At 36.9% G+C, this 12,436-nt stretch carries 12 protein-coding genes; 6 read left to right on the top strand and 6 right to left on the bottom strand.

What is annotated here, in order from left to right; genetic code table 11:
• Window positions 1-1,010 precede the first annotated feature (1,010 nt).
• Both B4F08_RS16390 and B4F08_RS16385 read right to left on the bottom strand, forming a co-directional pair.
• Window positions 1,011-2,585: a sensor domain-containing diguanylate cyclase gene (locus tag B4F08_RS16390; RefSeq protein ID WP_291375388.1), complete on the bottom strand. Its 1,575-nt coding sequence runs from the start codon at window positions 2,583-2,585 to the stop codon at window positions 1,011-1,013.
• Window positions 2,586-3,371: 786 nt separating this feature from the next.
• Window positions 3,372-3,923, bottom strand: a complete 552-nt coding sequence (locus tag B4F08_RS16385; RefSeq protein ID WP_291375386.1) for a serine O-acetyltransferase — start codon at window positions 3,921-3,923, stop codon at window positions 3,372-3,374.
• 510 nt (window positions 3,924-4,433) lie between these two features.
• Here B4F08_RS16385 and B4F08_RS16380 point away from each other — a divergent pair.
• Window positions 4,434-4,652 carry a hypothetical protein gene (locus B4F08_RS16380; protein ID WP_086207913.1) on the top strand — a complete coding sequence of 73 codons (219 nt, stop codon included), beginning with the start codon at window positions 4,434-4,436 and terminating at the stop codon, window positions 4,650-4,652.
• 93 nt (window positions 4,653-4,745) lie between these two features.
• Here the strand turns inward: B4F08_RS16380 and B4F08_RS16375 are convergent, their stop codons facing one another.
• The 3 genes from B4F08_RS16375 to B4F08_RS16365 form a co-directional block, all read right to left on the bottom strand.
• A complete protein-coding gene (locus tag B4F08_RS16375; RefSeq protein WP_228146953.1) occupies window positions 4,746-5,123 on the bottom strand; it encodes a hypothetical protein in 378 nt (125 codons plus the stop codon).
• Window positions 5,124-5,321: 198 nt separating this feature from the next.
• A complete protein-coding gene (locus B4F08_RS16370; protein WP_291375385.1) occupies window positions 5,322-5,942 on the bottom strand; it encodes a hypothetical protein in 621 nt (206 codons plus the stop codon).
• Window positions 5,943-6,031: 89 nt separating this feature from the next.
• Window positions 6,032-6,730: an exonuclease domain-containing protein gene (locus B4F08_RS16365; RefSeq protein WP_119063209.1), complete on the bottom strand. Its 699-nt coding sequence runs from the start codon at window positions 6,728-6,730 to the stop codon at window positions 6,032-6,034.
• A 461-nt stretch (window positions 6,731-7,191) separates the two neighbouring features.
• On the opposite strand from B4F08_RS16365, the gene B4F08_RS16360 reads away from it, so the two are divergent.
• From B4F08_RS16360 to rnk, 3 genes are all read left to right on the top strand, one after another.
• On the top strand, window positions 7,192-8,451 hold the full coding sequence (locus B4F08_RS16360; RefSeq protein ID WP_291375383.1) for an alpha/beta hydrolase: 1,260 nt from the start codon (window positions 7,192-7,194) through the stop codon (window positions 8,449-8,451).
• Window positions 8,452-8,606: 155 nt separating this feature from the next.
• A complete protein-coding gene (gene glyA / locus B4F08_RS16355) occupies window positions 8,607-9,860 on the top strand; it encodes a serine hydroxymethyltransferase (protein WP_086207910.1) in 1,254 nt (417 codons plus the stop codon).
• Between the two features lie 169 nt (window positions 9,861-10,029).
• A complete protein-coding gene (rnk, locus tag B4F08_RS16350) occupies window positions 10,030-10,434 on the top strand; it encodes a nucleoside diphosphate kinase regulator (protein ID WP_087526224.1) in 405 nt (134 codons plus the stop codon).
• Window positions 10,435-10,441: 7 nt separating this feature from the next.
• On the opposite strand, the gene B4F08_RS16345 is transcribed toward rnk, so the two are convergent.
• Window positions 10,442-11,131: a hypothetical protein gene (locus B4F08_RS16345; RefSeq protein ID WP_291375379.1), complete on the bottom strand. Its 690-nt coding sequence runs from the start codon at window positions 11,129-11,131 to the stop codon at window positions 10,442-10,444.
• Between the two features lie 161 nt (window positions 11,132-11,292).
• On the opposite strand from B4F08_RS16345, the gene B4F08_RS16340 reads away from it, so the two are divergent.
• Window positions 11,293-12,081, top strand: coding sequence for a tellurium resistance protein (locus tag B4F08_RS16340; RefSeq protein WP_086207907.1), 789 nt, complete (start codon window positions 11,293-11,295; stop codon window positions 12,079-12,081).
• Window positions 12,082-12,100: 19 nt separating this feature from the next.
• A partial coding sequence (locus B4F08_RS16335) for a toxic anion resistance protein (protein ID WP_291375376.1) occupies window positions 12,101-12,436 on the top strand: 336 nt, incomplete at its 3' end.

The following is a 12,436-nucleotide window of genomic DNA, read 5'->3' as shown; positions in this document are numbered from 1 at the left end:
TTCGAGTCCCGCTGAGCGCACCAATTTATTGTTATTTATAAATAGTTTGCATTTTTTCACACGTGTATTTAAATGGGTTTTCGAGGGTAATCATTCCCTTAAAAATTAAAAACAGAATGAAAAATACACAAAAGTCTAAATTTGAAAATATCAGTGACTAACTTTTGCGCTTTCTAAAAGCATAAAACACATTTTTAATAGATTTTATCTTAGAGTCATGTTTTAAAGACAATAGTCTATTTTTAAAACCATTCTCAATATCTGGCTAACTCAGCTTAACGAATACTTTGGTTTAGCATCTCATTATATAAATGAACCCTTGATGCGACTAAAACTGGAACATGAATAGATATTTACCGTGCTCCTGAGCAGTTGGACATGGAATTTTCTTGCAAGCATCCATATACATCATAAAAATGATTTCAATACCTTCCAAGGTTTCAGTTAATGCTTTATCCAAAAAATACCTACGCTATTTCATTTTGCCAGATCACGAGCACTTGCAATAAATGCATCACTTTCTTGCATAATTTTCACTGCATATTTCATAGTTATATACTTGAGACTAATATGACGAGTTCAATAAGCTGCTAAAAAGGTTAGGGCTATAGCTTCAGATCCTTTTATCTGCAATTTTTTTGCTATTTCGTTTTTGGATAGTTTGGTAAAACAATTTTTTACTGATTAACTCAATAATCATGTATGAATCCTTTCCTTAAGCAACAGAACAACCCTTTATGCTAGACGTGTCATTTTATGTTGTTGTAATTTATAGCGGCTCTTTGTAAAACGATAACTGATAATAAGATATTTCTTCTTGGAGCTCGGCTCTCAAGTCTTCTAAAAGAGCTGCGAGAATGTTTGCTCTAAATTTGTCTGTCTGTGTTAATCATTACTTCAGTTTGCCTGTATGCTAAACAATTTGTACTGTTGAGAGGATTGAGTACCGCTTCAAATGTCTAATCATGATATTTCCTAGACGTAGAAGAATGTATTTATTCAATGGCGCTTTAAATAGAGGAGATACGAGTACAATTACGTCCATCATTTTTTGCTTCATATAGTTTTTGGTCTGCAAGCTTAATCACGTCATCGACACTTTCTGCATCTCGTGGCCAAGATGCAATGCCAATTGAAACGGTAATATGTCCCACTGGATCAAGATAGCTTTGTGCAACAGCCTCTCGAAGTCGTTCAGCTGCTGTATATGCAACTTTGGGATCCTCATGCACGACAAATACAGTAAACTCTTCTCCGCCAACACGACAGCAAATATCATGCTTACGGAAATTGTTCATCATGTGAGATGCTAGTTTCTTTAATACATGATCTCCTTGATCATGGCCATAGTTATCATTAATTGCTTTGAAGTGATCAATATCTATATTGAGTACTGAAAAAGGAGTGTTTGTGGCTTTTAATTCATTTAAAAATAATTTCATGCCTCGGCGGTTATATAGTTCTGTAAGCGGGTCTGTATTTACGTGCTGTTTAAGTTCTGCAATTTCATCTTTAAAGTGTTTAGAACTCAAAAGCAATGAAGTGCGAAAACGCAATGCTTCAAAATACCAAGGATCTATTTTCTTGATATCTTGATCAATATTGGGGCGTGTGAGCATGCTTGCCATTTGAGCAAGTTTATTGAGCGGAGAAGAGATTAAGTAGGATAGTTTCCAAACAAAAATAAAGAGTACAAGATAAAAAATCAGCATACCCAAGGTCACTTTGACAATAATAGCGTTCGCTTGGCTGAGCAATTCTAATGTGGGCTGCTGCGACACAATAATCCAATTCACGCTTGGTATCGCTGCAAAACCAGCTAAGTTCTCGATTCCTTTACTATTGACTAAAGCAATGTTGCCTGAGGAGCGAGAAGTAATATATTTCAACCCCGTATTATTTTTTAATGAATCTCCAATCCGGCTTTGATCAGGGTGGAAAATAATCTTATTTTTATTATCAATAACATAGGTGTAGCTTTTCTTGTGAGAATACGATGTGGCAAGGAGTTCACTCACCAAGTTCTCTTGATTTAAATAAATTGAACCCGTCACAATACCTAAAAATTCATTTTTACGATTAAAAATAGGTTGAGCAATGAGAACAATAAGGTTATTAGAAAGTCCTTTGTAGGGAGAAGATATATAAGTTTGTTTTAGTTTTAAGGCTTCAATGATTCCAGCAGTTTTATATTGTTTTTTGTGGTCTATACGAAAGTTATGTGGTGCATATTCCCGAATGTATGCATTTTTATCGACAATCGTGATCGAGTTAAATTTGTGGGATTGATTCTTGAGTCTTGAAACTTCTGCTTTTAAAACATCTTGATTGGAAAAGTTTTGACCTAAGATGTGAGCGCTAAATTTGAGTTCACTTAACATGCTTTCAAAATATTTATCTGTGCTAAATGCGATTTTGGCAGCATAGCGTTGATTTGCAGCTAAAGAATTCTCTGTGAGTTGCTCTTTGATGACATAATTCAGCACAAAAATTGAAATTAAAAACAAGCTTGATACGCTGCTAATAATTAAGATCAAAATAAGTTTTTGTAAATCTAAACTATGAAAGACAGACTTTTTGATCACTCATTACCTCGAAATAAACAGCGATGTTGTACATTTGCTTGTAGCGCGTAGGCATCCAATTTTAAACAGATTTATGAGAAAAATCTTTAAAAAAAGTATTTGATTGTTTTGGTGTTCATTTTTGAGATATAGATCAATTTACTGATAATATATATGTAATAGTTCTAGTAAATTTACACAAATTACTATTATGATCATACTGATTGAACATAATGGAGCAAAACTAATCACAAATTATAATAAAATTTAATGTAAATAACATTAAATTGACATGCTGAAAACGTAATAATCGAAGTCCATAATATTTTACCTTTGGAGAACATATATGTATGTCATCGGGATCGCATTCATCATTTTACTGTTGCTGATAGGGATAGGTGCAGTGATTACAGGCTTTGCTATGGGGGAGATGTTTTTCATTGTAATCGGAATTTTGTTATTTATTATGGCATTTTTAATTTGGTTAAGTTTTAAAGATAAAGTTTCAAACCCTTTTAAAGATTGATAGTTATAAATTTAATAATATATTTTTTTGATTAATATTTGTCATTTTTCTTGATTGTTTTGTGATTGAATAATTATAAGATTGAAATATGAACTTATTTGTGTGCTAACTGATTTTTACGTCATAACTTTAGAAATTTTAATGTTTTTCATTTAGCTAAGTAGGCTTTTCATAATGATATCGCTCTTGCCCTGACGTTGAATAAGCTCAGCTTTATTGCACATGAAGTGTTTGAAATATGATTGATTGAGCAAGAATGCACTTAAAAATATGTTGAAGAATTAGTCGCTTTTATTGATTTTTGGCCAGCGTCTATTCACTGACTGGCCTGGATGGTTATAGTTTATTACTTTTGCATAATTCCCTACGGCTGTTGCATTTTCCGGGATATCTTTTGTGACTACGCTCCCCGCACCAATGGTTGCATTATGACCAATTTTAACTGTATCAATGATACAGACATTTGGACCAATATAAACATTGTCACCAATGATTGCTGCTTGGCGACCACCATTAGCACCAATTGTTGTAAATTGCGATAAGTTGACATTATTTCCAATCACTGTAGTTGGATTGACAACCAAAGGCCCACCATGCCCAATATATAAGCCATAACCAATTTGTGTAGTACAGTGAATGTCTATACCATATTTCTTTTTCTTATAATAAAACACAGGATAGGCCAGTTTAGCGACCCAAGATTTTGAGCTTGCAAGACGCAACCAAAAACTAAAGTTAAAGCCCCGATTGAACAAATAATTTTTAACAAATGAGCTCATTTTAGTATTGCCACAATAGCGATATAAGTCACTTAAAATTAATTGAACTAACATGGAGATACACTCTTCGGTCGAGTTCGGGAGTTTACTTTATTTGCGGATGAGTTGTTATCTCTATTTTGCCATGAACATGATCGCTCATTTTAATAAAATATCAATTGGATTTTATTTGTACAGTTGTTTAGAAATGTCATACGTACTTGTCGAAGTGCAGAATTACTTTTATATTGTACCTACAGTAGGTCGATAACTAAGACGCTACGATGTAGTTGGACGGATCAATGACAGCTCGTTGAGTTTGAAACGAAATGTTCAAACAATAAATCAGCACTAGCCTTCCAACATAGAAAAGCTCGCAGAAATGCGAGCTTTTTTTATGTGAGTAATTATGACGATGTATCTCGGATGTTACCTTGATTCAGTTTAAGTTTTTGATTTTTGGTTATGATTTTTAAAATATTCATATAAATTAACATTGCGATAAATTCTAACATCTCCAAATCGGGACAATTAAAAATCTTATGCTATAAAAGTAAGCAGAGCAAAAAAGAAAAGGAAAGAAAAATGACTCAACTTGTAGATGTGAAGGTTAAGGATCAATACAGTCAAACCTATGAGGTAAAAGCACGACTTAGGCAAGCCCCTGAAGAATCTGAGGCTGCAAATTTAGATTTGTTTCAGCGTATTGAACATATTGTGGTTGAGGGTGAGGTGATTCTTCCGAGTATTGAACTGCTGTTCGAAAGTCAACAGACTGAGAATATATATCGTGTTATTGATTGATTTTATCTTGAACAAAGAGCTCATGTTTACATGGGCTTTTTTGCTTGATCACCAAGCTTAAATAAAAAACAACGCTTTGGTTCTACTGAATAATCAGATGCTTTTCTCGTTAGTTAGGTCAGCACATAATTGCACATCCACATCATACTTATTCAGTTCTTGGATCAAAGTATTCAGTATACATTGTGCTTCTGCGGTATGAGGTGCAAATGAAAGCGTACTTTGCTGCTGACTGTCATAGCATTCGACATAGTCAATTGCCCAAAGATGTGCATTTGCAGTGCGGTGTATAATAATGCGCTGTGGTTGTAGTCGTGGGCTGAGTTGGCGTGGAAGAATATAAGTCAAAGCCAAACAACTATTGTTTAGATCTTCTGGGGGAGATAAAAAAGTAATCAACCAATTTCCGACTTTACTGAATTGCATCGGGTTATCTACAGGATCAAACAGTAGATGATTTAACATTGCCATAGCATGGTTCCTATTTCATATTAGAATTTATGCCTTGAGCGCTTGACTGAGCCAATTGTGCCAAAGTTTAAAGAAATTCGGATGACCTCTAAATTTTAGTTTAGATTTTAAAATAAATTTATAAAAACAATAGCTTGATATTTTTTCTTAGAGTTTCCTCCTTTTGAACTATACAAAAAAAGACTGAATATGCATGCCTCAAGCGGCTTGTAAACGTAAAAGTGAATGATTAATTTGCTGTAGATATTGGTTGAGCATAATGGGTTCTATTCGACTTTCTTGTAGGGCGGTAATCCATTGCATTTGGCAACGTTTCAAGCTTTGTAGGTCTGTTGCAGATTGAATTTGGAGAATGAGTTGTCTCGCCATTAATCCACAATAACGTTGTAATAAACTCATCATCAACTCACGAGTTTCTTCAAAACTGTACGCTTTGAGTGCTGGTGCTGGTGCTGGTGCTGGTGCTGGTGCTGGTGCTGGTGCAGTAATTTCAGTGTTTAAAACTACAGCAGCGTTGCTGTCTTTCAACTCAGGCGTTACAACGGGGGAGGAACTTGGAGCTATGTTGGTTATATTTGTTTCAAATTCAACAGGAGTTGGTTTTGGAGTATGAGCTGCTTGGGTGGAATGAATCAGACCCAATTCGACGAGTTGTTCGAGTATTTCTGGTGTTGCAATACGTTGTTTAAATTGATCTGCCAGTCGGTCAAAATCTTCTGTGCCAATTAAAACCAATAATCGTCTCTGGCGTGCATTGAGTGGGATATGACGTTGTTGTAACGCATCGAGACCTAATGCTGTCTTTTGATAATGATTCATACCTTAATTTACTCCCCCGAAAAAATAAATTAAGGCTGAACATACAGTGTAAAAATTACAGTAATATTAACAATTTATGACAAATTATTTTAAAGTGTTGTAATGCTGGCATTTTCCAAAGCCTTACGTAAGTAAGGATCAAGTTCATCTTGGCGCATTAACCACTGAATATAGTCGGCAGGGAGCTCTGCAATCGCAGTTCCACGATGTTTACCAAAGTTAATGACACGAGGAATGCGGGCATCTTCAGAGGCTATAAATAACTGCTCCATACTATTTATTTTTAAGTGATGAACCACATGCATTAAAATATTGGCTGTTAAGATAATATCCATATCCGCACGGTGCGCTTTTTTAATCATCTCACGGGCTTTTTCACTACCTTTGGAGATCATATAAATGAGTGCTGAAATATTATGGGCTTCAGCATCAGGCCAAACTAAGCGCGCAAGTGCCAAAGTACAAATTGCTTTAATATTTGAAACATTTACACCACACTTTTCTATGGCACGAATATCATAGTCAATATTATGACCAATAATGTATTGGGTCTCATCTGGTAGCCTGAATGTCGTGTAGTGGGGTTGGCCCACTAAATCTGACTCTAAAATATGGTGTACAGCCATAGCAGCAAAAGAAATCGGTTCATCGACCGTATAGAGTTGATCAAAGACTTGGCTTTTATCTAGGCTTAATTTGCCATTGATGATTTCAATTGGCGCGTATGCAATCTCAATAGGTTGACCGTTGAGGGTATGAGTTTCTGTATCGAGAATGATGGCTTGCATATGCATGTCCGAAAATTGAAAACTGTATAAATTTATCATTTTCAACAGGATCAAGACAGCCTGCGATGTCGGATTTGTAGCCTGATATTATTTTTGTTGGTGAACAAGTGTATGCACTGAAGCGCAAGTTTAAATGATTGAGCCATATTCATCCGTTCAAATCGACTAGATACAATAAGCCTAGCGAGTCGTAGTTCATTATCTTGAGAAAATTAAATAGCGTTAAAAACGTATTTTTGGACAGTCTCACCTATAAGTGCAATGACTTGTTATATGGTTTTTTATTTTATAAATTACAATGCTTTATGTTTTTTCAAGAAATAAAGATAGATTCAAAAGGGTCATTTGTTTATTTTTTGTAAGTGATCTTGCTATAGGTCATTTTGAAGCGTAAATCATTAATGTATTCAAGTGATTTGAATCGTTACAACAAGAAAAAAACTTCATTAAGGAAATTGAAGATGAAAAAAAGATTATTGGCAGTGTTGGTCAGCAGTTCTGTACTTTTATTAACAGCCTGTGGTGGTGGGGAAGGGAACACAACTTCCGTCGTTGTAAATGATGGAGTCCCGAAAAATAATATTGTAAATCCAGTGGTGAAAACTGAAGCTTATACGGATGTTAATGCTAGTGCCAATATTGTTCTGGATAGTGTGAGTGCATCTAAAACCTTGATGACATATAAAATGCGTGGTGTAAATGGGAGTGAGACTCAAGCCACCGCATTAGTATTTACACCCAAAGGAACAATGCCCGCAGGTGGTTGGCCAATTGTTGCATGGGCACATGGGACAACTGGCGTTGCTGATCAGTGTGCGCCAAGCCAACAGGGCTTAGCTGGAAATGAATATTTGATAGCTAAACTTCTTGCCTCAGGTTATGCCGTGGTTGCACCAGATTATGAGGGTTTAGGTGAACCTAGTGGCCGTGAGTTGCATCCATTTTTAAATCTAAAAAGTGAAGCCTATTCGATCACCGATGCAGTTGTTGCAGCGAGTCAAAATTTTGGTAATACAACTGAAAAACGTTGGGCTGCCATCGGACATTCTCAAGGTGGACATGCAGCATTGGGTGCAGCTGAAAATGCATCACGTGCACAACTTGATTATAAAGGTACGATTGCAATTGCTCCTGCATCATTTTTAAGCTTGATTCTGATTGGCGGTGAGCAACAGGCAGCTGCTGAAACAAACTTAACAAATAAAATTAAAACACTTGCAGGATTAGACACATTTACAGCCTTAATTACAGCAGGGTTAAGAAACCCTTATCCAAATTTACAGTATAGCGAAGTGTTCCAAACGCCAACTGATAATATTGCAGCAGAAGCTGAATCACTATGTTACACAGCATTAGGTAATAAGTTTGGTGGGGCGATGGGTGTTTATGCTGCAACATATGGAACTATAGATGGTTATCCGCGAACTCAAACAGGATTTATGTCGAATATTCCTGAAGTAAAAGATTTTCTAGCCAATGGTTCACAACCTTTGAAGAGCAAGATTAGTACCCCAGTGATTATTTATCAAGGAACATACGATACGACAGTACCAAGAACAATAACCAATAACTTAGTGAATACAGCACCAGCAGGTACGGTGATCACGTATGTTAATGATGATCAACTCGCAGCAGTTGATAAGTGGGATCACACTACTGTTTATACTAAAAATTTGGATAACTTCGTGGCAGATGTTAAAACTCTCATGCCAATTCAATAATTTGCTTTGACCTAAAGCGCTCATGTGGTTTTACTGCATGGGCGATTTTTATTTCAAACAGAGTAAAGTTCGTTCTCGAAATTTATAAACTTCATGCTACAATACGCGCCAATCTTAGCACGGCTTAAAAGCCCTAATTTCATAGGACCTCGCTAATGTTTGCCAATATCTCAATTGCTGAATTTGATCCAGAAATCGCGCAAGCAATCACACAGGAAGATGCTCGCCAAGAAGCGCACATCGAACTGATTGCTTCTGAAAACTATTGCTCTCCAGCAGTAATGGAAGCGCAAGGTTCAAAACTTACAAACAAATATGCTGAAGGCTACCCAGGCAAACGCTACTATGGCGGTTGTGAATATGTAGACGTGATTGAACAATTAGCGATTGACCGTGCTAAAGAGCTTTTCGGTGCAGATTACGCAAACGTTCAACCACATGCGGGTTCACAAGCAAACTCTGCTGTTTACTTAGCCCTTCTTAACCCAGGCGACACAGTTTTGGGTATGAGCTTGGCGCATGGTGGTCACTTGACTCACGGCGCAAAAGTGAGCTTCTCTGGCAAAACATATAACGCAATTCAGTACGGTTTAAACCCAGAAACTGGCGAGATCGACTACGAAGAAGTTGAACGTTTAGCAATTGAGCATAAGCCACGTATGATCGTTGCTGGCTTCTCTGCATATAGCCAAATTGTTGACTGGCAACGTTTCCGTGACATCGCGGACAAAGTTGGTGCTTACCTATTTGTAGATATGGCTCACGTTGCTGGTCTAGTTGCTGCTGGGGTTTACCCAAGCCCAGTTCAGATTGCTGACGTAACAACAACGACTACTCACAAAACACTTCGTGGCCCACGTTCAGGTTTAATCCTTGCGAAAGCAAACGAAGAAATCGAGAAAAAATTACAATCGGCAGTATTCCCTGGTAACCAAGGTGGTCCTTTGGTTCATGCTGTAGCGGCTAAAGCAATTTGCTTTAAAGAAGCAATGGCTCCTGAATATAAAGTTTACCAACAACAAGTGGTGAAGAACGCTCAAGCTATGGCTGAAGTTCTCATTGCTCGTGGTTATGACATCGTTTCTGGCGGTACAGAAAACCATTTGTTCTTGTTATCTCTTATTAAGCAAGATGTAACAGGTAAAGAAGCAGATGCATGGTTAGGTGCAGCTCACATTACTGTGAACAAAAACTCTGTACCAAATGACCCACGCTCACCATTTGTGACTTCTGGTATCCGTATTGGTACACCAGCTGTGACGACTCGTGGTTTTGGTGAAGCTGAAGTACGTGAACTTGCTGGTTGGATCGCAGACATCCTAGACAGCAAAGGTGACGAAGCTGTGATCAATGCTGTTAAAGCGAAAGTTGAAACTGTTTGCGCAAAATTCCCAGTTTACGCGAACTAAGTTTGACTTGAGAAAGCCCCCTCAAGGGGGCTTTTTTTATGGCATTAAAAAATCAAAATCAGTTGAAATGTAATTTAGACTGCATTTCTGATATAACAGAAGTTATAGGCTAATAAATTATTTTTAATAAGAATTTTATTCATATCGTATTCAAATAGGGATGCAGCACATGGCAAATCCAGCAATTATTATTTCTGAGCAGGATCTTCATCGTTTAGAAACGATGCTAGAGCATCAGCCTAAACTTACACCGACTATGCAGTTGCTTGAAGAAGAATTGGCCCGTGCCGATGTTGTTGCGCCACAAGATATGCCTGCCAATGTGGTAACGATGAATGCAAAAGTTTTACTGACCATTGCCCCATCTACAGAAGCATCTGAAATTACCTTGGTTTATCCGCATGATTTTAAAGGGGAGAAAGGGCAGGTCAATGTGGTTGCTCCAATTGGCGCAGCAATTCTGGGCTTAGCTGAAGGTCAGGAAATTGAATGGCCACAGCCAGACGGTCAAATGATGAAAGTCAAAATTGAAAAAGTGCTTTATCAACCTGAGCGTGAAGGTGATTATTTATAATATCGAATCACTTAATTTTAAGGCCATGTTGCTCATGGCTTTTTATGACGTTGAATATGTGCTTTCTATAATGAAAGACAGTAATGCAAAAGAAAACAAAAAAGTAGAGTGCTGATTGATTTCGATTTTTTATTTCATCTAGATAGAGTTGGTTATATTGTTGATAGGCTTGTTCATAGCCGAAAATCATTTTTCCATTCACATGTAGTGCATACAAAATATCATGAGGGCTCTTTAGATAAGTGATGGATTGACCTCTCCAAGCAGGAATATCTAAAGTTAACCGCATTGCATCGAATAGCCATTGGTAAGTATGAAAATAGTGAATAGGCAAATTCATTTTTTTTATTGGATTTTTCGGGCCAGTGTAGGAGGTGGTCTTAAAAGGTGAGTCTAGCCAACGATCACACCAAACCGTTTGAATTCGGCTCTGATTCAGGCTAAAGAAACCGACCAAAAATTGCGTTTTCCCCAAGCTGTTTAAATTATAGGGTGCTAGATTTTTTTGATAAAGTTGAATAGCTGTTTCATTGCCTAACAGTGTGCCACTCACTTGTTGCAATTGGCTCGGATCATGCTCTAAAAATGTTTCGTGGATGTGTTTTGCTTTATAGTGCGCACCAATACTGATAAATAAGGTTAATACAATGCAGAAGCCTAAACTATAACGAATGACGTGCTGAAGACGAATGATCATAATTTTAAATAGATATCATTTTATTGGAAGCAGAAGTAATGATTAGCCAGATCAAGATAAAAGGTTTTCACAGCATTTTTGCAAAAATCTACATGTTATTTAATACAAAAGCTGTAGTATAAAAATGATTTTATTCAATTTCTTTATTGGGTTAAAGCACTATGGCACAAATTGACGTTCTTGTTCCATTAAGGGATATACCAGTCAATTCAGACGAACTTTTAAGTATCCAGCGTAATGATTTGGTTCCGTTGCTGAACGACCAATATCGTCTCAATCATTATGCAGATAGTGTCATTCAGGCCCAGTCTGTGCTGCTTAATGGGATAGATCCACAGCTGACTTTACAGCTGAGTCAAACCATTGAGCAACTGATCCAGTCACTGGCTGACTCAAAAAAATACCTAAAAAAGCGAAAATTTAATGGGCTGCAAAAGTGGCTCGGGATTGATATTGAATATGGTTCAACCCAAGTTGAATACTATAAAAAACTGGATCAATTGCTGGATCGAGCCAATCATCTCAGCCAAAAATTACAAATTGAAATTCAAAAGTCGCAAGCACGTTATCAGCAGCTCACTGGTTTACGTGAGCAAATGGCTAAATATATATCTGCGGCTGAAGCATTTTTAATGGAATATCCTAAATTTGTGAAGAATGCACATCCTTTAGATAATTTTGCAGAACGTTTATCCAAGAAAATTAACAGCTTGCAAACTTTGCAAAGCAGTAATGATATTGCGATTACGCAAATGCAGTTGTCTCAGCAGCTTTCATTGAGTTTGTTAGACCGATATAAAGAGGCGCAGCAGGTTTTGATCCCAGCATGGCAATATCATGTCAAACAATCCCAGCAATCAAGCTCGACAATTGAACTGGAAAAGCTCGATAATAGCCGTGAAAAATTGATTCATACTTTAAAAAAATCACTACAGAAACCAACACTTTAAGAAATAGATTAGGTGAATTATGACCAACCCAGAACAAAACAGTCTTGTGGTAGAGCCAACCACTGAAGTGATTGAACACAAGTTTCAACAGTTAAATTTGCAAGAAATTGGCTTGCAACAAGATGACTTCAATGCCGTCTTGGCAGCGCGGAAAGAGTTGGCAGAAATCAACCATAACGCCGTGGCGGAGTATGGTAAAAATATTGCGACACAAACCTCAGGATATACTGATGAGTTGTTAAATTTGGTTCAAAATAAAGACTTGGATGAAACTGGGCAAAAGCTGAATCAGGTAGTACAAGTTGCACAACAGCTCAATACCTCAAGTATTTTAAATAAAAAGAAAAATTCAGGT

Origin of the sequence: Acinetobacter sp. UBA6720, assembly GCF_002454215.1 — a bacterium.
Classification (GTDB): domain Bacteria; phylum Pseudomonadota; class Gammaproteobacteria; order Pseudomonadales; family Moraxellaceae; genus Acinetobacter.
The sequence above is the reverse complement of the archived record's forward strand: the minus strand, read 5'-3'. Positions and strand labels throughout refer to the sequence as shown.